Consider the following 23,819-nt stretch of genomic DNA (forward strand, 5'->3'; position numbering starts at 1 on the left):
CAAAGATTGGCCGGCTACAATCTTTTCTAGTCGCCGCGCCCGTATATGCTTTTCAACTAGTTCAACTATGAAGATTTCCACTTTCTATTTCGCGTGTTTGGTTACGGCGGTTTCGGCAACCGGACCGATTATGGTGCGGCCAACGCTGGCCGCACCGCACCCAACCACTGCCACCGTCGCGGCCCCGATAGACCATTCTGCCTTCGATAAGCTTTTAAAAAAATATGTTAATGCCCAGGGCCTGGTTGACTACAAAGCCTGGAAAACCGACCAGGCTGCTTTCAATCAGTATCTGGCCTTGCTAAGCAAAAACCCGCCCGCCGCTAGTTGGAGCAAGGCCGAGCAGATGGCTTATTGGATCAACGCCTACAATGCCTACACCATTCGCTTGATCCTCGACCATTACCCTGTGCAGAGCATCAAGGACATTGGCACTAAGATTCAGATTCCGTTTGTGACCACGCCTTGGGCGGCCAAGTTCTTTACGATTGGGGGCACCAAGATGAGCTTGGATAACATCGAGCATGGCACCTTGCGCAAGCAGTACAATGACCCCCGCATCCATTTCGCGCTAGTGTGCGCTTCCCTTTCGTGCCCGCGGCTGCGCAACGAGGCCTACACCGCCGCCAAGCTCGACAGCCAACTCGACGAGCAGGGTCGCGACTTTCTGCGTAACCCCGCCAAAAATAAGCCCGGCAAAACCAGTGCCCAGCTCTCCAAGTACTTCGACTGGTACAAGGGCGACTGGACGGCTAACAACCAAACGGTTGTTGGGTGGGTGAATAAGTACGCGGCCACCAAGCTCGACAACACGGCTAAAATCAGCTACCTCGACTACAATTGGAGCTTGAATGAGCAATAGTACCACTTGGGGGCGCCAAGCTGCCCCTTACAACCAATGAGGGCGCCACTGGCTTGGTTGCGCTTGGTCTTATTCATTGATGCCCTATTGAGCGCCTCTACCAAAGAGCTCCGAGCTCAAAATCAACCAACCCCGCAAACCCGGCGCTACGCTATTGAAGTGGCTGGTCTGCGGGTGGGTACTATGACTGCCACCCGCCAACAGGGAGCGAGCGGTGAGGTGGTAACCACTCTCACTAGTGACGTGCAAGTGAATTTCTTGCTCTACCACTTAAAAATCTATTACCAAGTTGTTAACCGCTTTCGGGGTGGGCAGCTGCTCCTTTCCACTGTAGAAGCCCACACCAACCAAGGCGACTTCGCCTCGCGCACTGAGTGGAAAGCTAATCACTACGAGATTGTGGCCGACCAATACAAACACCATTACCGCGCCACCGAGTCGCAGCCGATCACCTACACCGTCACTGACCAGTTTTTCAACGAGCCCGTTCGACAATCCCGGGCTTTCGCCGAGTACTTCGGCGACTATTTTACCCTTAGCCTTACTGCCTCCGGTACGTATCGGGCCTTGCGCGACGGGCGGGAAGACGAGTACCGCTACACGAATGGGCAGTTGATTACTATCATCAAGAAAAATCCACTGAAAAACTTTATTATCCGGCTGCTCCCCTAAGTCGGGCTTACCTGCTGTGTAGACGCGTTAAGGTAAGATTGATAGACGATGCCTTTGTACGGCCTACCAGTAGCGCTTCAGGTTGTTAGCTAAGATGATACATCTTCCCCCTAGCAGCTTTCCTTTGAAAGACCATTTCGCTTTTACCCTGCTATTGGTTGCCGGCTTTAGGACTTTCAGCTTTGCGATGCTAGGCTGCCATTTCTGGGGCGCTAGGCTCACCGACGGCCTGTAGTTCGACTTCAAAGTAACAATCCCAAAAACCGTTGTCGAGCCGGTACACGTTGACACGGTGCAGCAGCCCCGTGCGGGGATGACGCTCTTTCACTTGTCCGCGCCAAATCACCCGGCCCGCCCGACTCGCCGGGACGGGCTGTACCGGCTGGCCAAGTGCATATGTGAATGGCGAAGGCGCCCAACTTGGGCTTATTTGCCCGACTCCTTCCGGTTCGCCTATTGAAGGCTTATTCGCTTCAACCGTGGCTGAAACGCTGCACGCCTCTTCGTGCCAAGCAAGCAGTTCGCCACAGGTCGGGCACAGAGCCGCTGCTACGTCATCAGTTGTTTCGCTGGTCTCTTCGCGTCCGTAAGCCAGGGTATCAACGCCATCTGTTTCCACTTCTACAGTGGGATCTAAGACGAGAGTTTGCGGATTTTTTCTTCTGACAGCCATTGCCAACCAAGTGAATGTTTTAGCTAAAATAGCTAGCACTAACTATTTTGGCAAAAAAACCATCTTATATAGCTTTTGCTGGTTAATCAGATGTACTAGTTTAAACTGGCTTTGCAGAACTGAAAACGGCGTCGCTGAGGCACAGTAGCACCACAACGTACGCTATCCGGTGTGCTATTACTTCGGCTCGTAACTCTATCATGCCTCGCCGCTTAGCATAAGGGACTAGGCTTGCAAAGCAGTAGTTCGACGCCGAGGTAGACCTTGGTGTCTTAATCCAAAAACGCTTGGTGAGCCGGATCAGCAACTGCTGAAATGGACGAGGCCACGCTTACAAATTAAAAGTAAGGGGCTGGCTTGGAGCGGGAACCTGGCCAATAGCCACGAAATTACGGTTGTCAAACACCGCGTTGGCGCTTACCTGTACAGAGTCAGGGAAAATAAATCGTTCGCGCAGCGCCGCCACGTCTAAAGGCTGGTGAAACAAGTACTCGCCGTAGCCATCTCGGTTATAACTGAATTCGTCGTTGGTGGCCGAATCATTGCCTTGCGCTTTTAGAAAATCGATAATGGGCTGCAAATGGGCCGTGCGGGAATCGGGTAGCTTCTCGGCGAGTGGCACTTTGTTTAGAGTCTGACCCATAACTGAAATATCTTGTTCGCTGGCAAGGTAACAAGATACAGGCTTGAGAAGTCAGCTGAATGGCTAACGCGTATAGAATTACAAGTTAACGGGTACCTAAGCTGAATCAGACAGAAGCGTTGAAGCCTTTACTAATGAAGAGCCTTCCCCTGATCCTCGAAGCCAATAACCCTCGTATCGGCGTTGAACGCCAGTATTCTGTGCGGATTCTCTCGCCATGGGCTGCCACCAAGGTTCGCACTACCATCCTGCTTGATGCCAAATAAGCTACCTAGAACAAGAGACTCTTCGCCTGAAGCAACTGCTACTGTGCTCCCTCCAAGTTGGTCACGATTATTCTCGTTAACTAGCTCTGGAACCCCATTCCCTACACCAGAAATGTTGTCGTTTTGGTCATCCAATCTAATTTCAATGAGCAGGTGTTCACCTGATCTTACCAGGAAGGTTGCGGCTGGCATCATGGCGTTTTTATAGTGAGAGGTTGAACAAGATTTTGGGCTTGTGATCCGCATCAAACAACTCGTTTCCAAGATTACACGCATCAGTGATAGCACTGAATCTTATTCAGTTTATCTCTCTTTCTGAAGGCTAATTAGTCTTATAAAGCCCTTAGTACTCTACTCCCTCCTAGACTCGATATCAAACGCTTTAACCTAATGAAGCTGCTTTTACTAGCTGACGCAGTAATTACCTTGCTGGAACCTAGGGTACTAGCCTTCTTGCTACTGGTAACGGTAGCCGCGACGCGGAAACCTATGTTTAGCATGGCGGACGACGGGCCGCTTAGACTGCTAAGTATCTCATCAGGCCAGATTTAGGCTTGCAGCTCGAGGCTATTTCATTTTTGGTTCTAATTTGTAGCCGACGCCCTCGTTGTACGGCGCCGCTACAACAGGGCTTCCCTCGTCTATGTCTCTTTCCGGCAACAACAATACCCTACGGTACGACACGCAATTGGCACGCCCCAGCCAGAAGCACCAGACTACGTCATCACCTACGGGGCCGGAGGCTGACGTAGTTACCGAAACCCAACTGCTGCGCGAGCAACGATGGCCTGAGTTGACGGTCCAGCTTTTTGCCGAACCCGCTTGCGTGACACCGGTACAGCTCGGGCCTCCTAGCCAATTACGCCTGCTGTTGCTGCTCTCGGGTACCATGCGCATGCACGTGCACAGCGGCGGGCGCGAGCTTGCGTATACCTCGCAGGCGGGTACCGTAAAGCTCACTACTCCTAACCACTTACCATACCAGATGCACTGGTCGACGCTCACCGCTGACCCGGTGCGCACGGCCCATCTTTACCTCCCGCTTGAGTTGCTGTCCCGCACGGCCGACGCAGCCGGCCTTAATTCCGCCCGCGTAGAGCTAGCCGAAGGCTGCGCTATCCCCGATCCGCTGCTCTACCAGGTAGGCTGCGCGCTGGCTCAGCAAGCAAATAATGCCCCGGAATCCGACCGGCTATTTGCGGAAACAGCCACCCAGTTGCTGGCGGCTCAACTGCTGCGCCAGCATTGTGTTTTCGTGCACGAACTGCCCGACCACCGGGGCAAGCTAACGAGCAAGCAGGTGCAGCAGATACGTGACTTTGTACAAGACCAAATAGGGGAAGTTATTCGGCTGGAAGACTTGGCGGCCCTGGTGTTTCTAAGCTCGTACCACTTTTGCCGGGTGTTCAAGCGCACCACAGGTTTGTCCCCCAATCAGTTTGTAATTCGCCAGCGGATGGAGCGGGCCAGTGAGTTGCTGCGGCACTCCGGTCTAAGCGTAAAGCAGGTTGCCTTTGCGGTAGGGTACACCAACCACGCGCATTTCACGCAGCTCTTCGTCCGCCATACCAAGCAGCTCCCACTGCGGCTCACCCAAAAGCGCAAGGCCGAAGAACGGGCGCCCCGAAACGACACCTAAAAGAAGGCAATAATCCGGCAGCAAATAGCAATAAACCGTTAAACTGCGACAATAAGGGCCGCGTTTAGCAACTGGGCAGCATTTTCTGCTCCACTTCTAAACGCAAGTCTTTGTGGTAAACTTAACGGACAAAGTGATGCTGGTCACTGGTTCTTCGCGGGGTATTGGGGCCGCTATTGCCCAAGCTGCCGCGCAGGCCGGGGCCAAGGTAATTGTAAACTACGCCGGCAATCAGACCGAGGCCCTCGCCGTAGTAGCAACCATCGAACAAGCGGGGGGCAGGCCGTAGCCGTGCAGGCCGATATCAGTCAGCCAGCCGACGTGAAACGCTTATTCGCCAAGGCCCTCGCCCATTTTGGGCGCCTCGACGTGCTGGTAAACAACGCCGGTATTATGACGCTAAGTCCCTTGCAGGACACGAGCGACGAGGATTTCCAGCGCACGATGGACATCAACGTCAAGGGCGTATTCAACACCCTGCGCGAGGCCGCTACCCAACTCAGTGACGGCGGCAGCATCATCAACTTCTCTAGTTCGGTCACGCGGCTGATGCTGCCGACCTACGCACTCTACTGCGCCAGCAAAGGAGCCGTGGAGCAGCTGACGCGAGTTTTCGCTAAAGAAATGGGGAGTCGGCGCATCCGCGTCAATTCTGTCTCGCCGGGCCCGGTCAATACCGAGCTCTTCACCAAGGGTAAGCCGCAGGAAGTTATCGACAGCCTAGGCGCCATGGCCGCCTTCAACCGCATCGGCGAGCCCGATGACATTGCCCGCGTGGTGCTGTTGCTGGCCAGCGACGACAGTAGCTGGGTAACCGGCCAGAATATAGGCGCCAACGGCGGCTTTGCTTGAGCTACTAGTCTGGGAGATTTTGTTTACCGACTCCTTCCTCGTTTTATACTCTTTTCATTGTCAGATATGTCAACCATTTCTTTAACCGGAAAAGTAGCGCTCATCACGGGCTCATCCAGTGGTCTGGGCAAGGCAATTGCCGAGCGGTATGCGTCGCTGGGCGCAGATGTGGTAGTGCACTACGCCAAAAGCAAAGCCGGGGCCGACTCGGTCGTTGAAACCATTACCGGCCTAGGACAACGGGCCGTTGCCATCCAAGCCGATGTTTCCAAAGTGGCGGACATCGAGCGGCTGTTTGCGGAAGCGCTGGCCAATTTCGGCAAACTTGACATCGTAGTAGCCAACGCCGGCATGGAGCTAGTGGAAACTCCAGTTACCGAGTTTACAGAGGCGCAGTTCGATCAGGTGTTTACCCTCAATGCCAAAGGCAGCTACTTCACGCTGCAGCAAGCCGCCAAGCACGTAACCGATAACGGCCGCATTATCTACGTGGCTTCCAGCACCACGGTATTTCCGGTGCCTGGTATGGCCGTGTACGGTGGCAGCAAAACAACGCCGCGCTACCTAGTCGATGTGTTAGCGAAAGAAATTGGGCACCGGGGAGTTACCGTGAATTCGTTGATTCCATTTGCCATCGACCACTCCGGCATCTTCGCCGACCCGGAGGCCCACCCCGAGTTGCGCAAGTCGCTCATCGATAGCTGTCCGATGGGCCGCCTGGGCAGCGTGGAAGACGTAGCTAACCTGGCCGAATTTTTTGCGAGCGACTTATCTTCTTTTGTCAATGGGCAGCACCTACTAGCGAACGGCGGGGCTACGCAATAGCGAAGTCACTTTACTTACCTGCTACTCTGCGTCCTTTCAACTAAACCAAAGCGCCTTTTGAATAAACCTGCCTTTCGCTAAGCAGTGACCTTTGTACCGTCAACAACGAAGAACACAACTTCTTATGAAAGCGGTCAGAATTCATGCCTTTGGCGGACCCGAGGTCCTGCAAGTAGAAGACATCACGCGCCCAGTGCCGGCGCCCGATGAGATTTTAGTCCAAGTGTATGCCAGTGGCGTAAACCCAGTCGATTGGGTAGTCCGGCAAGGCGGCAACGACGCACTGAGGTCCTTCCTAAAGCTACCCCTCACCCTTGGATGGGATGCGGCCGGCATTGTGGAGGAAGTAGGGAGCGACGTAACTGGCTTTCAAAAAGGTGATGCCGTGTATGGGGTTCCTAATTTTCCGGGCGATGGCAGCTACGCCGAGTATTGCGCGGCCAAAGCCAGTCAATTTGCTTTGAAGCCCAAAAACATCAGCTTCAATGAGGCAGCGGGGGTACCGCTGGCCGGCCTCACCGCCTGGACTGGCCTCTTCGGGCACGGTAAGTTCCAGCCCGGACAACGCGTTTTGATTAAAGGGGCTTCGGGGGCGTAGGGAGCCTTGCCGTACAGTTCGCCAAAGCGAAAGGGGCCTATGTTATCGGCAGCGCCTCGGCTGGCAACCTAGATTTTCTGAAGGAGTTGGGAGCCGATGAAGTACTCGATTATCGGGCCCAACCGTTCGATGAAGTGGTGCGCGACGTGGACATGGTGTTTGACGCTTCACCCCTGCGCGACAACGAGGAACGCCTGAAATCCGTGACCGTCCTGAAAGAAGGAGGCGTCCTGGTAAGCGTCAATGTTGATTTTCCGTTTAGCGAGGAAGTGCTGGCGGCCCTGGCCCAGAAAGGCGCCACGGGCGAACTGGTGGCCAACCAACCCCGGCAGGACTGGTTAGCCGAAATAACCCAGCTCATGGAGGCCAACAAAGTAAAAGTGCTTATCAGCCAAGTGTTTCCGCTAGACCAAGTGGTAGCTGCCCACCGCGAAAGTGAAACCTGGCACGTGCGAGGCAAGTTGATACTGGAAGTAAAACAAGAAGGCTAGCCAGGATGCGGCATTTTAAAACGATAAGCGAATTTCATGCGTTTGCGCGGCTGCCCAAGCCGCAGCATCCGCTCTTTAGCGTAGTCGATGTGGGAGCCGTGCCGCCGAGCGAGGAGGAGCCGACTACCATGCTGCTGGATTTTTATTCCATTTCAGTCAAACGAATGCGTAATGTCAACATCAAGTATGGGCAGCATTCGTTTGATTTCAAGGAAGGCATCATGTCTTTTATGGCGCCTAGCCAAGTGTTTAGTATAGCGGTTGCCAACAAAGACGAAGCGGTAGAAAAATCAGGGTGGGTGCTATACATCCATCCTGATTTCATCTGGAATACGCCGCTGGCCAAAACCATCAAGCAATACGAATTTTGGGATTATTCGCTCAGTGAGGCCTTGTTTCTTTCGGCCAAGGAAGAGGCAATTATCACGACCATTATTCAGGCTATTGATCAAGAATATCAGTCAACTATCGACCGGTTTAGCAAGCAGATTATCACTTCGCACGTGGAGAGTTTGTTGAATTATGCCGACCGATTTTATCATCGCCAGTTCATCACGCGGGAAAAAACCAACCACCAAGCACTCGAGCAGGTAGAAACCCTTCTAGATGCGTATTTCAACAGTCCCGATTTGGCGGAAAGAGGCTTGCCTAGCGTGCGCTACGTGGCCGAGCAACTGCATCTGTCACCTAAGTACTTAAGTACCTTGCTGCGCGTACTGACCGGGCAAAACACCCAGCAGCACATTCACGCGAAGCTGATTGCGAAAGCCAAAGAAAAATTAGCAACTACTACCCTGACCGTCAGCGAAATTGCCTACGAGCTAGGCTTCGAACATTTGCCTTCCTTTAGCAAGCTGTTCAAAACCAAAACGAAGCTGTCGCCAGTGGAATTTAGAACTTCTTTTAATTAACGAAAAGACAAACCCTGACTATAAGGCTGTGCTACCAGTAAGGCAGTTGAGACTGTAGCTCACGCAGGATTTCTTTAATTAATTGCGGCTGGCTGAAACTCCTTTTAATCTGTCCCTATTTGTCACACGACAGCCGCCAGATAAATCAGTGTACGGCGAGTCAAAGGTTTCCTTGGTGTAAAGCAGTGGAATACAACGGCACTCTTAGGCATAGGAAGAGGAAACCCCTTACGTTTCCTCTTCCTTGGGGAGAATTCATGAACTTACCGCTCTGCGCTAGTCAACCATCTGTATCCCACTCTATGAACGTCTGCTCTCTTCTTCGCGCTGTGCTGGTCGGGGTGGCGCTACTCGCTGGTCTGCTTCCCGTCGCCTCGGCTCAGCCCCAACCTGCCCGCACCTTCACAAATCCCTTGCGCGATGAGGGGCCCGATCCGTGGGTGACGCAGCACGGTGGCTTCTATTACTACACCAACACAACGGGTAAGAACATCACCCTTTGGAAAACTAAAGCCTTGAGTGAAGTGCGCACGGCGCCGGCCACTGTCGTGTGGACGCCGCCCGCCACCGGCCCCAACTCCACACAGCTTTGGGCCCCGGAACTACATTTTCTCGACGGCAAGTGGTATCTGTACTACACAGCCACCGACCGGGCAAATCCGGGCGACCAAAGCCGGTACGTGTTCGTGCTGGAAAACTCTAGCCCCGACCCTACAACCGGCACCTGGACCGACCGGGGCAAGGTCAATACCCGTTACCCCGGCCTCGATGGCTCCGTATTCGAACAGGGCGGCCAGCGCTATTTTCTGTACTCGGCCTATGTAGGGCCGCAGAGCGTGCTCGCAATTGCGCCCATGCAAACCCCCTGGGCATTGAGCGCCGGCCAGGAAGTTGTCATTGCTCAACCCACGCTCGCCTGGGAAAAGGGCGGTGGCCGCCAGATCTTGGAAGGACCCGAGTTTCTGCGTGGACAGCAAGGCCAACTGTTCGTGGTTTATTCGGCTAGTGCCTGTTGGGATGACAAGTATTGCTTGGGCATGCTCACGGCACAAAAGGGCAGTGACCCACTCAAGCCAAGCTCCTGGATAAAAGCGGCAACTCCCGTCTTCCAGTTTTCGGCCCCACAGAGCGTGTGGGGCACCGGGCACAATTGCTTCACCAAGTCGCCGGATGGGCGCCAAGACTGGATAGTTTACCACGCCAAATCGGCGGCCGATGGAAAGTGTGAAGACCGCAGTTCTCGTATGCAGCAATTCACCTGGAATTCCAATGGCACGCCCAACTTCGGGACGCCGGTACCACTGACGCAGCGTCTACCCAAGCCTTCAGGCGAGTAAGCGACGAAATCGCCGTCTGAGGTTGAATAGAACCCAAGCATATGGGATTGAAAACCTGATATTCGGCCCGCTTAACAAACACTAATCCCCATTGGGACTAAGTGGCCGATGCTTACCACATTTGGGTTAACTGTCAAAATCATCCCTCAGCCCTGCCCTGAAAGAACATAATTGGGTTGTGCATCTGTTCAGTTCAAATAAGCAGCCGAATAAGCTGTCATCACGCAGTCGGTTGCCACCGCTTTTGCTCCAGAAGCCCATACCATAAGCGCTGAGCAAGCGCTGGCTAGGGTCCTGCTCCTATGCAGCACGCCTAGTGGATCGGTCTTGCTCACGCGATAGGTTTCATATGAGGTGAAACCAAGACTTACAACGCTTGCAGCGCTGCTTACCAGGAACGGTCGATATAGATGATAAGCAGCAGGAAGCAACCGAATATGGCAGTTAAGGCAGTTAGCCTTAAGCGGAATCTATAAACTAGGCTAGTAGAACGTGCGAGAAACAAAGCTTTATTCAGCTTTTTTACGGGCCTTGGCTTTTCTTTTGGGGGCAACCGTAGCCGCTGTTTCCACTTGATCCTGCTGTTCTTCTACGGCCGGGTTTGAGGCTGGTACGGGGGAAGCCGTAGGTGCAACGCTCGTGACCGACGGCGTATTGGCTCGTTGCTTGGCCCAATAAGTAAGGCCAGCGGCCAACAGCGCCACGCCGCCTACCACAACTTGTCCAGTGCTGAGTTCACCTACCTGCCGACGCAGGTCCTTGACTGTATTGAACTGCGCAAGTAGGCCATTGAAGCCTTCCGCCGCGGGAGCGGGCTTACTCTTCTTGCCTTTCTTGTTCTTTTTCTCGAGCTCCTTAGAGCTTGAATTCTTTTTGTCTTTAGCCATGGTCGGGTAGGAAATACTAACCAACCTATGTACGAAGGCGGATGCGAGGTGTTCGATGCGGACTGGGGTGAAAGTCACGCGCCTGAATGAGAGGCCGATGTGCTACCGGAATGGTGCCAAGCCTAAGCATACAAGTAATAGTGGGCCAGCAGTAGCATTAAGCTGCTCATGAACAAGGCAATGACTAAGTCATGGCGAGAGGGAATAGTCGATGGTTTCCTGACTACCGCCATGTTGAATCCCCTATCTTATCCGCCTTGTTTTAGCGGCACTTTTCCATGTTAAGTTTTTCCATAGCCAAGAATTAGCGTGCCATCACGCGCCGGCTCAGCAGTTTGGGACCATTAGTTTGTCTTTGGCCATAAAGAAAGCATTAACTCAACTAGACCATGGGGAAGCTAGTCCACTGGCTAAATAGTTTGGCTTTGGCTGATAAGATACACGGTTCACAAAACGATAACAGCCGCGTTACATACAAGTCAGAGACCCGTACCATCTTTGTGCACCTCTCATGGCTGCTGGTATAGTGATAACGCGCGGTGCTTAGCCCATCTGCGTGCCCGGTCTTGCAAAGCAAAGACTCGTTCGAACTGTTAAAGGGGCAAAGCTCACTAGAACAGTGTATTTCTGCTTATTCCTTATTTTCTACTACTCTAATTATTACGCTAGTTATGTCTATGGCTCTATCGTATAAGCTGCGTCATACCTGGCGGTGTCTGCAGCTCTTGCCCCGTTCAAGTGCTTCTCCGGCCGTTCAGCAGGAATTGAACTCGCTGCTCGCGGCCACCGTAACGGTCTTATTCCAGTCGTACCCCGATCAACTCACCGCTGCCCAGCATCAACTGCTACGCCACTTGCTCGTTGTAGAGCACCAGTACACGATCATGCCAGAACGCGCGCTGGCCGAACCTTCGTGCTGGGAGGCAGTGCGGGACACCTTACTGGCCTCCGTAGCGGCGACGTTTCCCGCTCCGCTAGTTTTTCCTCGCCCGACTGCTGCCCCCTAGCCTTGGTCTGCATCGCCCCCGCCTGATGGCTCTTTCTCAACTTGCTTTTAGCTTATTGCCTTTAGAGCAGCAGTTGCCGCTGGTATGGCTCGGGGGCCGGTTCTTAGCCGCCCGCCACTTGGGCCCGCAGGTTGTGGCGCTTTATTCCCTGCCTCCCTTCTTGGTGGAAGTGTACTATGAGCCGGACGGCCCGACGGTGCTGCGCACCCGCACCTTGCCCGTAGGCGCACGCTTAGACGCCTATGCGGATTACCTCTCGCTGCCTTGCTCTTAACTTCCCCTCACTAGGCCCATATACTAGATATACAGGGTACAGTCGCGGGGGCAGCCATCCCACCAACTCAATTCCTATTTCATTCGAGGCAACCCGCTAGCACGCCGACCTAGTCGTCGTGTTGCGAATTCGAGACGAATTGCGCAATACGCGAGCGACTTACTTGCCGCTGAGCTTATTGCAGAGCCGTTCCGGTGTTTATGCTGCCGCTAATCCGCTAAGCACATAAGTCCAGCCGACCGTGAGCAATGCTGAGTAAGTCAGAACAGGTGGCTTAGTAGCTTATCTTCTCCCCGGCAGGGCTCACCGGTGACGAAAAGAGGTAAACCGCCTGCTGGCTTTTATTTGACTGGCGTTTTCAATTGAACAAAGTAGATCCTATTTCGGTCCACTTGATTGGTGGCGGGCAATAGCTTGGGCGCAAACCCATTCAACCCATTGTCGAGCACCCCAAAATCATCATCGTTGGCAATGGCCAGCTGGTTGTTGCCAATCAGAACGAGGCCCTCGGCCTTATCGTGCGGATAAACTGGCGAGATATCCGTTAGCAAGTCCAGAACTAGGGTTTTGGTGACCGGCACAATACCAGCGGCGCTCAACCCGGTGCGGTCTTTCAACTGCTCCACCGTTAAACCATTGTACAGCTTGCCAGCCGCCGCGTTTGCGGCATCTGAAATGTCGGTCGCCCCCGCCAAGTCGAATTGATAGACCCGCTTGAAGGTGGCCGGAGCCGTAGTATTGCCGCCATACAAGCCGTCGCGCTCCAGAGCCAGGAAGGTGGTGTTGGTGATGGCGACAATCTCGCTGCACCCTGTCAGGCTCGCGTTTTCCATCAGGTACACATACTGCTTGGTAGCACCGGTAGCGATGTCGAACGTCAAGATCCGAATCACGGTCGAGCCCGCCACGGCAGCGGCGGTTGGGTTATAGAGCGGAGACTGCAGGAGCCCAACCAGCGTCTTGCCATCGGGCGTAATGGTGAGGCCCTCCATGCCGCGGTTGGGTCGCCGCCGGGCTAGTACCGCCGGCAGCCGTCGCCCGCCCGTGCCGCTGCCGAAGGGGTTGATCCGCTCCAGCGTGCGACCCGTACCATCGAAATGCGTTATATGTGGCCCATATTCGTCGCTGACCCAGAAGGTACCATCCGCAGCCAGCACCAGGCCTTCCGAGTCGATACCCTCCGCGTCGGGAGCTAGGACCTGACCGTTCAGATCCAACGCAATTTCACCGGTATTGCCCTGCCCAATGGGGTTAGGCAGCCCCGTCAGCAGGTGACCAGAGGCGTTCTTAAGTGAAATTGTTTGCTCGAGTACCAATTGCTGGCCCTGCCGCCGAAACTTGCCAATCTGGGGAGTAAAATCGGCCTTGCCGAAAATTATGGTGTTGGGGGCGGTGCCAGCGGCGTTCGGGCCCCGGTCGGTGAGCAGGTAGAAGACCGTCGGGTCATTGGGGTCCTGAGCAATAGAGGAGCCAAAGCCCCCATTGTAGAGCACGGTACCATTGGGCGCAGTGGCCAACACGGTGGGGTTGCTTGCTTCCGCATAGGCCGGATACGTACCGGAACTGGACTCATCATCGTCGTTGCAACCACTCACTAGGGCACTGCAAACAAGCATTCCACTAAGCGCCCGGAAAAAGGGGTACGATGTAGCGCGCATACACGGGAAAGGAAAGGGTAGGCGGCAAAGGTTGCCTACACAAGTTGCCCCAATATTACCCGAGTGCTATGTTTTTGTTTACAATGTCGAGGAGCTTCGACTTAAGGAAGCACACGACAACCCAAGCTGCATTGGCATAAGTGAGTTGTTTGATTTACGCAAGTTTCTGTTCGAGAAGTGTAAGCGGCAGTTCTGCAGGCTGCCGGACCTTTGCCTTACTCAACCACTACTTCTATGAATATCTCAACTACTGCCGCTTCTGACGGCTTGCCATCGGCTGGGCACCCCTATTGCGGGATGTGGGTGACGCAGGATGGATACATCCGCCACGAACTGCTGCCGACTGGCCGCTACGATGAAGCACGCGGCACTCGCCACAGCGCCTATCAAGGCCGCTATTGGGTAAAGGGCAACCACATTGACTACCGCGACGACACCGGCTTTACGGCCGACGGCGAGTTCCGCGACGGCGTACTATATCACGCGGGCATGGTGCTCTATCGCGAGCAACCCGCTTAACGCCTTTCCGCTAGCCCTATGTATAGGTGGCCGCTGTCTTACTGCGGGCTAAGGTTTTTCGCTTCAAACAGAATATCGGCATGTGCAAGGCCACGGTTTTGGGTCCGCGTTATCGATATTTCTTTCACAAAAGTGCGTACCATCTGCTGTTGCGTGGCTGGCACGAGCCCGCTCTTGCCTTACCGCAGAACAGTGACGCGGCAATAGACCGTACAAGGTTTAAAAAGAGCAGTTTGAGAAAGATGGGCGCTGTTAAGAGAGGCTTCTTGAATACGCTACCGTCTACTACTTAAACCTCAACAGCAGTAAGTTTCATTTGTAATTTGCTAGTTGCCGGCTCGGTTTTTGCGTTCTTTGTATCCTTATGCAAGAGCTGAGGAGTCCAACCAACCGCGTTTACCTTACCATCGACACCGACCACGTTAACCGTTGGGTGGCCGTGAACTGGCAAGGTTATTTGACTAAAGAAAGCATTCAAGCTGGCGCAATGGCTTACACGCAAGCCTTGGCTGAATCCGGCTATGGGTGCGTGCTCAACGATACGCGGGAAGTGCGCGGCCCCTGGGACCACTCGCTGGATTGGGTAATCAACGTTTGGGCTCCCCAGGCGGCTGCCGCTGGCCTGCAGTACTTTGCCATGATTACCACCCCTGATTCCTTTGCCGACGAATCGGCTAGTGCGTTTTATGCGCAGCTGACGGCTTTTCAGGCCAAGGTATTCGACAACATGCATGATGCTCAGGCCTGGCTCGGCCAGCACGCTCGGGCTATTACTCCAACAACCAACCATTCCCAAACGAAATTGTAGGGAATCATGGTCGACGAAGTGGCACGTGTAGAACCCTACGGCTCTATATAGGTCGATCCAGCGTGCGGTGCGTGATGGTTCAGTTACCCCAATTTGTCGACAGAATTGAGTGCAAGCCTGCAATGGAAACGTGCCTACAGTATCATGTGCAGCGTAGCACACCGCAAAGGCTTAGCGCTAGATCGGGGACGGCCGGCACCTAAGTGCTATTCTTGAAGAGCAAGAAACTCACTGGTGTCTCTCGACTCGTTTTAGAACGGAAGGAGGTCAAAGTTGAGCTCATACAGTTCCTGCCAGCTAATCACGCGGATACGCTGACTTTTCTTGTCAATAATAAAGCCCGGCGCTTCGCCACTCAGGTGCGGGGGCTGCCTGCGTGCACGCTTGTAGTGAAAGTCCACGTACCAGCAGGTTGCATACTCGGTCAGTGAAGCCAACATCCGCTGGTAGTCTAATATGACAGTACCATCGTTATCTTTTTCGGTTAGATATAACAGGGTAATGCGAATTGCTTCTTCGCGAATCATAAAGCTTGTTTGTAATCGATATTGCAGTACGGCTGCCGGACATCACTGGATTGAGTATTCTCTAAATCAGACTACTTGGCACTTTCACAACCTTTACTCTATTCCTTCTTTTATTAAAGGGCATTTCTCGCTTAATGGGCCGAAAACGCATCATAGAATAGGTTACATATTAAATAAAATTATATTATATAAAAATAATACAAGTCAATAAATCGTCTTTTTGTCATAGACTTCTTCTATTACTTAGCTAGTGTTGCAGCATAGCAAAGCCAGTTCGCTTCCCATTTGCATGTTTCTACTCTGCTGCTCTCCACTTCCCAGCCACGTAACTATTTCCGGCCACTACTCTCCTTTAGCAGAGTAGCATCCGCTTGCAAACACGATGGTTTACAGTAGCGCTCAAAAGAAATGGGAAGGGCCTTCAAGTCGAGCCATGCTAAGCGGAAGGCAGGAAAATAAGGAGCTATCGGATTGAGTTACTGCCCGTCAGTCCGGAAAGGAGATGCCGGCAAACCCGCTGCATTGTACAAATTCACGTCGGGGACGTCGCTCCAGCCGTAGCGCACGGCTACGGGATGCTTCACTTGGTCGCTGTAGACCAAAATGCTTTTGCCTTGGATAACCGCGGTAGCCGGCACGAACCGCTGGTCTTCGCCGGCAATCATGAAGCCTTTCAGAAGGCCATCCTTCGCCAGTAGGCCACGGTCGGTGTGAGAGAAACGCAGTTCCAGCTGATTGCCCTTAGCACTCAAAGACTGGTAGAGCGGACCACTGTATTCAATCTTCTCTCCGTAGGCCAACGCCTGCGCCGCCCGCGCTAACCGCTCGCCGATGGGTTGCTTGTGTGTGGGGTGAATGTCGTTGGCATCGCCGCAGTCAGTGGTGACAATCAGGGCCGTGTTTAAAACCCGGCGCGTCACGGCGAGTTGTCCGTCGCGGAGCTCGGGGTGGGTGCCTTTATAGGGCGCAATCTGCACAATCAGAAACGGAAAGTTGCCTTGGTTGAAATCCTGGCGCCAGTTGCCAATCAAAGCCGCGAGCGTATTGCCGTACTGGTCGGCCCGACCGTTGTTGGATTCGCCCTGATACCAAGCCACCCCTTTCAGGGCGTAGGGCAGCAAGGGGTTGATCATACCGTTGTAGAGCCCGCTCAACTGCTCGCCGGTTGGGTGCCAGCCTTGGCCCAGATTCATGCGGGCGGCGTAGTTGCTGACAAAGCCTGCGAGTTCGGGATTAGCGGCCAAGGCGCTTTGGCTCATCCAGTCCTCCGCTGGGGTACCGCCAAAAGTAGCGTTAAGGATGCCGATGGGTACCTTCCGATCCTTATAGAGGTTCTTAGCAAAGAAGTAACCCACGGCCGTAAAATCGACTACGGTCTGCGGCGAGCATACCTGCCAGTTGCCATTCGCGTCGTCCAACTTCTCGGACGCATACTTCTGTGGGACAGTGTACTGCCGGATCTGGGGGTAGTTGGCCGCGTCGCGCTCTTGCTCCCATCGAACTAACGGCAATTGCGGCGGCCGCGGGCCCAGTTGCCGCTCCATGTTCGACTGGCCGCTGCACAACCACACCTCCCCGATCAGCACATCATTAATTGCCAAATTGTTGTCCCCGGTAACGCGCAGAGTGTAGGGTCCGCCCGCTGGTTCTTTAGCAAGCTTCACCAACCATTTGCCCGTGGCATCGGCGGTGGTCTTCACGGTTTGCTGCTTGAAGCTGACCGTGACAGCCTCACCAGGCCGGGCGCGCCCCCAAATCGGCACGTTGGCCTGCTGCTGCAACACCATGTGGTCGCTGAACAAGCTGTTCAGCGTAACCTCAGCCTGCACTGCAGGCGCGGCGAGGAGCAGGCAACTCAGCAGTCCCACGGGCCATTTAGAAATACCGGCAAACAAACGCATAAGGTAAAAGGGTGAGAAGTGACTAAGCGAGCAAGCGGCCCCGTAGCTGGTGCTTCAGCGGCCGGTCTTGCAACTTAGTACCTATTTCGTTTTTGGCACTACGCATCCTCCTGATGACGCCCTCTTACCGAGGCGACTAGGTCGTTGTAGCGCCCCTGCCCTGCCTGAATTACTCTGCACGTTTGGCTTGATTAGGCAGTCTTAACCGTCGCGCAGCCTTAGCATGAGGCAACAGGTAGTCGGAGAGCATCAGTAAAGTAACTAAGTGGCAGGAGCAGCGCTACCCCTAGCGCCGAAAGTAAAATCTGCTATAGGGCAAAACGCCAAACAAACTGAGGTTAACCCGGACAAAGAAGCGCCTCTAGGGATTTCTAGGCGCTTCTTTGTCCGGGCTCCAAACAGCGGCATTTAGGGCGCGATTAGTACCCGCACGGTTTCACGCTGCCCGCCCACCAGCAACGAGCAGGTGTAAAGACCCGCGGCCAGCTTTTGGCTGTTGAGCGAGAATTCATAGTGCTCCCCTTGGCGTACTTGGCCCTTATACAAAGTGGCCACCGGCTGGCCCAGTTGGTTGAAGATCAGCACCTGAGCCATTCCTTCTTGCATCGGACGGAAGCTAACCGTGGCCGGACCACTGGCTGGGTTAGGATACACCGTTAGGGCCTGCGCTGGCTGGCGGATGAGGGTTGCGGTGGCCAACGGGGCACTGGCAGCCCCAGATGAGGCAATCTTGGTGGCCAATGCCAGCGGCCCGGCCCCAGTGGTTTGGCTGTATTGCAGGGTAGCGAAGTCATAGCCCGTGTCGGAGCTGAACGAATAGCCGCTTACATACACGTTGTTGCGGGCGTCGATAGCGAGGCCGATGGCCTCGTCGTAGCTTCCGGTCCCGTCGTAGCGGGCAGCCCAGAGTTCTTCCCCGCTACCCTGGGCGGCATACTTGACAGTAGCATAGTCGTTGGTGCCGTCGTTGTTATAGGAGAGGCCGGTCACGTAGGCGTTGCCGGCTGCATCCAGGGCCACGGCTCTGGCCTCGTCGTAGCTGTTGTCGGGGCCGTTGTAGCGGGCCTGCCATTGCAACTGCCCATTGAGTAGCACGTGCGTGACGTAATCGGCGCTGGTGCTGCCGTAGCTTGTACCCACCACCACCACTTGGTTATTTTGGCTCACGGCTAAGTCGGCCACCACGTCATCGCCGCTCTGCGGGCTGTTGTAGCGGTAATTCCACTGCGGCTGGCCAGTGCTCACCTGGTAAGCGGTCGTGGCCATGTCGAAACCCGTGCTGGTCCCTCCGTCGGAGGTGCCCGCCACCACTACGCTCGTTTGCTGCGCACCAACTAGGGCCAACTTGGCCGCCTCATCGTAGCCATTGTGGGGGCCATTGTAGATCTGTTCCCAAAGCTGCTGGCCACCGGCGCCAGCGTACTTGAGCGTAGCATAGTCACTCTGCGCGTCGGAGTAGGTGGTGCCCGTCACGTACACATCCCCGGTCCCATCTACTACCAAATCCGCGGCTAGGTCATAGCTGTTGGCGGGCCCATTGTAGTGCGCCTGCCAGAGTTGCTGGCCACTAGCGCTGTACTTAAGTGTGGCGTAGTCATAGCTACCGTTGCCGCCATTGTCCGAGGAGCCCGTCACGTACACAGCGCCCGCGGCGTCTACGGCCACCTTAGCGGCTAGGTCGTAGCCGCTAGCCGGGCCATTGTAGCGAGCCTCCCATAGTTGCTGGCCGGTGGGCGAGTACTTAATGGTAGCATAGTCGCTTTCGGTGGCACTATAAGAAGTGCCCGAAACGTAAACGTTGCCGGTGGCATCTACTACTACATTGGTGGGCAGATCTTCCCCATCGGCGGGCCCATTGTAGCGAGCCTCCCACAGTTGCTGGCCATTAGCGCCGTACTTGACGGTGGCATAGTCGTAGTTGCGCCCATTGTACGCGTACCCCGTCACGTACACGTTACCGGCTGCGTCCGTCACTACCTCCTTAGCCACTTCGGCACTGCTGCCCGCTCCCGTATAGCGTGCGGTCCATCCCTCCTGTATGCTGCGCTGCGCGTACGTGACGGTCGTGTTGCCGCTTCCCACGTACAGGTTGCCAGTTACATCAAGTACAATGGAGGTTGGCACATCATCGCTGTTATTGGGGCCGTTGTAGCCTATTTGCCACTGCTGCTGGCCCGCAGACGTGTATTTGATGGTGCTGAAGTCGTTGTCTCCCCGGCCACTGATCGAGCGGCCAGTCACATACACGTTGCCGGCGCGGTCGAGCTCGAGCGTTGTGGCGACATCGGCACGGTTGGCAGCCCCATTGTAGCGTGCCACCCACAACTGCTGACCGCTGGTTCCATCGTAGCGAAGCGTGGCGAAGTCTTGACTGGTATTGTCACCGTCTGAGCGGCCGGTCACGACCACGTTCCCCGCGGCATCAACCCGAAGCGCCGTCCCAACATCGCCGGCATGGGCCAGGCCGTCGTAGCGCGCTTCCCAGAGCTGCTGGCCACTGGCGCCCGCATACTTGGCGGTGGCGTAGTCGCTGGCTGCTGTGCCCGTCGTCAGCACGTTGCCAGCTGCGTCCACCTGCAGGTCGTTGATGTCACTGGTGCTATGCACAGTCCATTGGAGTTGGCCACTCGCGCCCGCATATTTCTTGATGGTATGCTTGCCATATAGGCACACCCCCCCACTGGCCTCGACGGCTAGCTGCTGCGTGTCGCCGAGGTCTGTCGCCGCGCGCGTCGTCGACCAGAGCTGCTGCCCCGCGGGCGAATACTTCACCGTGGTGCGTTGGAAGGCAAACGTACTAATATCCGAACTCGAGCTCGCCTCCACGTACACATTGCCGGCCGCGTCCACAGCCAAGTCGAGCACCGACGCAACCCGGGCCCCCTGCACGCGTTGGTTCCAGAGCAGAGCGCCCGTGGGTGAATACTTGAGGGTGAGAAAGCCAGCAAAAGCGCGCGAGATCCGCCGATCAAAGGTGCTCGTCGAGCCCGTCACGAGTACGTTGCCGGCGGCATCCACGGCTACGGCCACGGGCCGGTCGTCGCTCGAGATAGCAAGCGAAACGTCGTAGTTGTTGTAGCTTCGTTCCCAGAGTTTCTGGCCGCTGGGCGAATACTTCACGACTAGAAAATCGGCATTGGCCATGGGCCCGGTTGGGGGCTCGGTCATCGACTGAAGCGAGCCGGTCAGGTAGGTGTTGCCGGCAGCGTCTACCACCCGATCAACTAAACCAAAGAAAAACCCCGAGGGAGCTTGATAGTTGACCAGGGCAATTCCGGCCTGGGTGACGGTTTCGGTGATGGTAGTGCGGGCCTGGCCTGAGTGGCTGCCGGAGCGGGCGGTGAGGGGGCCGCTGGGGTGGGCCTGGACCAAGCGTTTGGTTGGCCCTACTCCTGGTGCAGAGGCAGGCAGGCGTAGTGCTGGTGCGGTAGCTGGTAGCGCAAGCTGCGGCAAGAGCTTCGAAAGGGTAGTGGTGGTAGAAGCGGGTCTGCTTTGGGCCTGCGTGGTTGATGCGCTCAAGAGCCAACTGGTGGCCACGAGCAAGAAGCGGGTAAAATGTTGTTTCATAGCATAAACAGTTAGGAAGAAAAGCAGATAATTGAAAAGAAGACAAGCTCACTCTTACGGCGCGGTGCGTATGATTTAGGCGGCCTCTTTGCTGGGAATCCCCGCGTCAAGTGGCGATTAGACTGCCTAGCAAGCGGGCAGCCACCGACATAGGAAGCATGCCGGTGACGAGTCTCCTACTGCAGACCCAACCAGCAACCATACATGAGACGACCAAAAATCCGCGTTTTTAGTGTTGTCTCCAACTTAAAGGCTTACCCCATTTGCGGTACCACTGGTTTTATCACAACCTAGTGCCCCTCTTAGTCGGCTTGAGTGCTTCCTTGGTTTCTTTTGCGCGTAAGCCTAGTTGAAGGCGCCGTCTGTCGGATAACCCAAGCTGTTGATGGGGCGCAAATTGTATAAGGATGGCGGATGCGCTCAGCGGCAAGCAGGAAGCGGCTTGCCTGAGTTTGTCGCACGAGACGGTGCGCATGCACGTCAAGCACAGCCATCTATCGCAAGATCCAAATCAGTAGTTGCCTCGAACTCTCCCTATCAGCCTAAAGGGGGCTTTTGCTCTTGCCTATGCCCTTACGCACTCGTTTGCTGCGCGCAGTGGTCGGCAGCGGCACGACTAGGCGCATGCAGAATCCCCTGCCGGGGTTGGACCCGCTTCTAGGTTGCTTCTGAGCATGGTTGCCTGCTGCAGCACTGTCCGCAGGCCTAGGCCCGTGGTTAGCCTATCCGTCGCAGATAATCAGTTCTGAACTCCCGATTAATTGTGCGAGAAGTTTGCACGCACTTGTTGCACGCACTAATCGGCAATTCTTATCTGGGCTGTTGTACTACCCTTCTACTTTTTTTCCCACTTCTGCTGCCACGCCGGGTAATCCTTTGTCAACAACGTGGCAGGCCAGGTACCGGCGTAGCCATAGCCCGTGCGCCGTTCGTATTCAATCTCCGCTAAGGAGTTTTTCTTTTCGCTGTTGCGGCCCACGTAGATAGGCTTGTTGGTCTCTAAATCATAAAAACGGGCCCACATAGTGGCGCCAGGTTCGGCAACTATTACTCGGTCGTACCCTTTAGGCAGTTTGGGGTCTTGGATGGTTTTTACGGCGTAGCCAGCGATTTTCACTGCTGTCAGCCACTCCACGGCACTAGTAATTGACCTTCGGACGGCTGGCGAGGGATTTTCAATGTACATCAAAAACTCCACGATGCCGACCGTCTCACTCCCGCTCAAGGAAGGCAGCTCGAACGTGCGGGCTTTGGCGGGCAATAAGGTTTTCTCGTCGTATTGCGCGCACCAGGCCGTGAGCTTACCGTGCTGCACGTACTGCGTTTGCAGGATGCAGGCAATACCGCGCTCCACAGCTTGCTGCGCTTTCAAACGCAAGTCTTGCTCGACGCTGGCATAATCGCCTTTCCGCTCCACTACGGCGCGCAGCAGCGTTAACACCCGAACCATGGCGTCGTCGTTGTAAGTGATTTGGTGGCGGTAACTGCTCTTGTCCGGATAAAACTGCGGAAAGCCGCCGTTAGAGTACTGCATTTGCAGTAAGTAGCTGATTCCCCGTTCGGCGGCCCGGCGGTAGGTTGGGTTGCTGGTGGTGGTGAAGGCGTGGAGCAGATACGTGATTTCGCGGGTGGTGGCATTGTTATCGATGGTGGCATCGTTGCGGCCAGCATCATCGGTGAGGGTGGCCTTCTGCACAGTGCTCAGGGGATGTTTGTAATCCACTTTTGCGTCGCCAATGGCCTTAGGCCAGCCACCATCCGTGCGCTGATAGAACAGCATCCGTTCGGCAATGCTATCCTGCGCAACGGGACCAGGTGCGGGCAATTTTGGAGCTTTAGGATCGGGATTCCAACGCCCCCCAAATGTCCAGTTGGCTGTGATTTGCTGGGGTGTGGGTGCATTTACTGCTGTGGTCAGGTTGTCGCGCAGCCAAGCGTAGTTTTCGCCGTCGCGGCGGCAGTTGTAGTAATATACCCGCTTGCCCCACAGTGGCGCCGAGTCGCCCGACGGAGCGGGGTAGATGTCGGCATCGGCCATGTTGCGGTCGAAGCGGCAATCAATCAGATAGAATTGTGAATCGTGGTGGTAGCGGCCGAGCTTAAAGTCTTTGTCGCCGGTGAAGGTGCAGTTTTTGAGCACCGTTTTGGCATCCTGGTTCATGGAGCCATCATGCCAGATAGCGGCGTTCGGATTGTGGCAGATAAAACGGCAGTTTTCGGCGTAAGCCCAACCGCGTGGGCAATAGAAATCCACCGAGCCTTCCATGGTGCAATCTAGAAAGTAATACATCCCCGCTTCCTTGTCCCAGGGGCTTACGGTGTCGTTGCCGCGCGTGCGGAAAGTGCAGTGACGCACGAATAAGCGCGTAGTATTAGCCGCCGTATAAAGCGCCATCTGGTGGTCGGCGCTGTTGATTACTTTCTGGCCCCCTAGTTCGCTTGCGCAGCTAATGGTTTCTCCGTTGGGATGGTCGGCGCCGTAGGTGTTGGTGACGGTTAGCTTTTCCAGTGTCACCCCCGGACTGTTGCGCAGGTTGAGCGTGGCCACGTCCCAGCGGCCGGCATTAGCCGGGTCGCAGCGGAAGGTGGCATTCGCTTGCGAAATCGTGACAAGGACGCCTTCCTCGCTCTGCCCTCGTAGCACCAAGTTCGGTAGGCTGTCGATGGTTACCTTTTCGCGGTAGGTGCCGTTTTTGATGAATACCACCGGCAGCTGGGCGCCGCCTTTCGGCAGGCTATTGATAGCCGCTTGAATGGTACGAAAATCAGCCGCTCCTTTTTGGGCTACTACAATTTGTTGCTTCGCTTTGCCCTGTGCCTGGGCCGCGAATGCGCCTTCAAGCAACAGATATAGGAAGACAAGTACATATCGGGTCATAGTCGTCATACTTTAACTGGCATC

At 55.1% G+C, this 23,819-nt stretch carries 21 protein-coding genes and 1 pseudogene; 14 read left to right on the forward strand and 8 right to left on the reverse strand.

Translation table 11 applies throughout. The features are described 5' to 3' along the window. Nucleotides 1-130: 130 nt before the first annotated feature. Together MUN86_RS24700 and MUN86_RS24705 are read left to right on the forward strand one after the other, a co-directional pair. On the forward strand, nt 131-862 hold the full coding sequence (locus MUN86_RS24700; RefSeq protein WP_245126699.1) for a DUF547 domain-containing protein: 732 nt from the start codon (nt 131-133) through the stop codon (nt 860-862). A 63-nt stretch (nt 863-925) separates the two neighbouring features. Continuing rightward, entirely contained in the window at nt 926-1,534 is a 609-nt protein-coding gene (locus MUN86_RS24705; RefSeq protein WP_245126564.1) for a DUF6134 family protein, read from the forward strand. Nucleotides 1,535-1,724: 190 nt separating this feature from the next. On the opposite strand, the gene MUN86_RS24710 is transcribed toward MUN86_RS24705, so the two are convergent. Together MUN86_RS24710 and MUN86_RS24715 are read right to left on the reverse strand one after the other, a co-directional pair. Further along, nucleotides 1,725-2,207 (reverse strand): hypothetical protein, encoded by a 483-nt coding sequence (locus tag MUN86_RS24710; protein ID WP_245126566.1) that lies wholly within the window; start codon nt 2,205-2,207, stop codon nt 1,725-1,727. A gap of 331 nt (nt 2,208-2,538) precedes the next feature. Then, nucleotides 2,539-2,850 (reverse strand): hypothetical protein, encoded by a 312-nt coding sequence (locus MUN86_RS24715; RefSeq protein WP_245126568.1) that lies wholly within the window; start codon nt 2,848-2,850, stop codon nt 2,539-2,541. A gap of 134 nt (nt 2,851-2,984) precedes the next feature. Between MUN86_RS24715 and MUN86_RS31385 the strand changes: the two genes are divergently transcribed. From MUN86_RS31385 to MUN86_RS24745, 8 genes and pseudogenes are all read left to right on the forward strand, one after another. Next, nucleotides 2,985-3,116, forward strand: a complete 132-nt coding sequence (locus tag MUN86_RS31385) for a hypothetical protein (protein ID WP_280640662.1) — start codon at nt 2,985-2,987, stop codon at nt 3,114-3,116. Between the two features lie 643 nt (nt 3,117-3,759). After that, on the forward strand, nt 3,760-4,755 hold the full coding sequence (locus MUN86_RS24720; protein ID WP_245126570.1) for a helix-turn-helix domain-containing protein: 996 nt from the start codon (nt 3,760-3,762) through the stop codon (nt 4,753-4,755). A gap of 136 nt (nt 4,756-4,891) precedes the next feature. Continuing rightward, nucleotides 4,892-5,607, forward strand: a pseudogene (locus MUN86_RS24725) (SDR family oxidoreductase). A gap of 66 nt (nt 5,608-5,673) precedes the next feature. Next, nucleotides 5,674-6,432: an SDR family oxidoreductase gene (locus tag MUN86_RS24730; protein WP_245126572.1), complete on the forward strand. Its 759-nt coding sequence runs from the start codon at nt 5,674-5,676 to the stop codon at nt 6,430-6,432. A 124-nt stretch (nt 6,433-6,556) separates the two neighbouring features. Beyond that, entirely contained in the window at nt 6,557-7,030 is a 474-nt protein-coding gene (locus MUN86_RS31960) for an NADP-dependent oxidoreductase (RefSeq protein WP_311182355.1), read from the forward strand. A gap of 44 nt (nt 7,031-7,074) precedes the next feature. Next, the gene (locus MUN86_RS31965; RefSeq protein WP_311182375.1) at nt 7,075-7,521 is read left to right on the forward strand and encodes a zinc-binding dehydrogenase; all 447 of its coding nucleotides are present in this window, start codon (nt 7,075-7,077) and stop codon (nt 7,519-7,521) included. Between the two features lie 5 nt (nt 7,522-7,526). Continuing rightward, a complete protein-coding gene (locus MUN86_RS24740) occupies nt 7,527-8,432 on the forward strand; it encodes a helix-turn-helix domain-containing protein (protein WP_245126574.1) in 906 nt (301 codons plus the stop codon). Between the two features lie 302 nt (nt 8,433-8,734). Continuing rightward, nucleotides 8,735-9,769, forward strand: a complete 1,035-nt coding sequence (locus tag MUN86_RS24745; RefSeq protein WP_245126575.1) for a glycoside hydrolase family 43 protein — start codon at nt 8,735-8,737, stop codon at nt 9,767-9,769. Nucleotides 9,770-10,278: 509 nt separating this feature from the next. On the opposite strand, the gene MUN86_RS24750 is transcribed toward MUN86_RS24745, so the two are convergent. Continuing rightward, on the reverse strand, nt 10,279-10,656 hold the full coding sequence (locus tag MUN86_RS24750) for a hypothetical protein (RefSeq protein ID WP_245126577.1): 378 nt from the start codon (nt 10,654-10,656) through the stop codon (nt 10,279-10,281). A gap of 671 nt (nt 10,657-11,327) precedes the next feature. Between MUN86_RS24750 and MUN86_RS24755 the strand changes: the two genes are divergently transcribed. Both MUN86_RS24755 and MUN86_RS24760 read left to right on the forward strand, forming a co-directional pair. After that, nucleotides 11,328-11,663, forward strand: coding sequence for a hypothetical protein (locus tag MUN86_RS24755; protein ID WP_245126579.1), 336 nt, complete (start codon nt 11,328-11,330; stop codon nt 11,661-11,663). A 25-nt stretch (nt 11,664-11,688) separates the two neighbouring features. After that, nucleotides 11,689-11,937 carry a hypothetical protein gene (locus MUN86_RS24760; protein WP_245126581.1) on the forward strand — a complete coding sequence of 83 codons (249 nt, stop codon included), beginning with the start codon at nt 11,689-11,691 and terminating at the stop codon, nt 11,935-11,937. A gap of 341 nt (nt 11,938-12,278) precedes the next feature. On the opposite strand, the gene MUN86_RS24765 is transcribed toward MUN86_RS24760, so the two are convergent. Next, nucleotides 12,279-13,595 carry an esterase-like activity of phytase family protein gene (locus MUN86_RS24765; protein ID WP_245126583.1) on the reverse strand — a complete coding sequence of 439 codons (1,317 nt, stop codon included), beginning with the start codon at nt 13,593-13,595 and terminating at the stop codon, nt 12,279-12,281. Nucleotides 13,596-13,829: 234 nt separating this feature from the next. On the opposite strand from MUN86_RS24765, the gene MUN86_RS24770 reads away from it, so the two are divergent. Both MUN86_RS24770 and MUN86_RS24775 read left to right on the forward strand, forming a co-directional pair. Then, nucleotides 13,830-14,114: an Atu4866 domain-containing protein gene (locus tag MUN86_RS24770; protein ID WP_245126585.1), complete on the forward strand. Its 285-nt coding sequence runs from the start codon at nt 13,830-13,832 to the stop codon at nt 14,112-14,114. Between the two features lie 364 nt (nt 14,115-14,478). Beyond that, nucleotides 14,479-14,922 (forward strand): STAS/SEC14 domain-containing protein, encoded by a 444-nt coding sequence (locus MUN86_RS24775; protein ID WP_245126587.1) that lies wholly within the window; start codon nt 14,479-14,481, stop codon nt 14,920-14,922. A gap of 251 nt (nt 14,923-15,173) precedes the next feature. Here MUN86_RS24775 and MUN86_RS24780 read toward each other — a convergent pair whose 3' ends face one another. The 4 genes from MUN86_RS24780 to pelA form a co-directional block, all read right to left on the reverse strand. Beyond that, on the reverse strand, nt 15,174-15,449 hold the full coding sequence (locus tag MUN86_RS24780; RefSeq protein ID WP_245126590.1) for a hypothetical protein: 276 nt from the start codon (nt 15,447-15,449) through the stop codon (nt 15,174-15,176). Nucleotides 15,450-15,925: 476 nt separating this feature from the next. Then, nucleotides 15,926-17,350: a sialate O-acetylesterase gene (locus MUN86_RS24785; RefSeq protein WP_245126592.1), complete on the reverse strand. Its 1,425-nt coding sequence runs from the start codon at nt 17,348-17,350 to the stop codon at nt 15,926-15,928. A 408-nt stretch (nt 17,351-17,758) separates the two neighbouring features. Next, a complete protein-coding gene (locus tag MUN86_RS24790) occupies nt 17,759-20,917 on the reverse strand; it encodes a T9SS type A sorting domain-containing protein (protein ID WP_245126594.1) in 3,159 nt (1,052 codons plus the stop codon). Nucleotides 20,918-21,752: 835 nt separating this feature from the next. Continuing rightward, the gene (pelA, locus tag MUN86_RS24795; protein WP_245126596.1) at nt 21,753-23,795 is read right to left on the reverse strand and encodes a pectate lyase; all 2,043 of its coding nucleotides are present in this window, start codon (nt 23,793-23,795) and stop codon (nt 21,753-21,755) included. Between the last annotated feature and the right edge of the window lie 24 nt (nt 23,796-23,819).

The sequence above is a fragment of the Hymenobacter volaticus genome (assembly GCF_022921055.1).
GTDB lineage: Bacteria > Bacteroidota > Bacteroidia > Cytophagales > Hymenobacteraceae > Hymenobacter > Hymenobacter volaticus.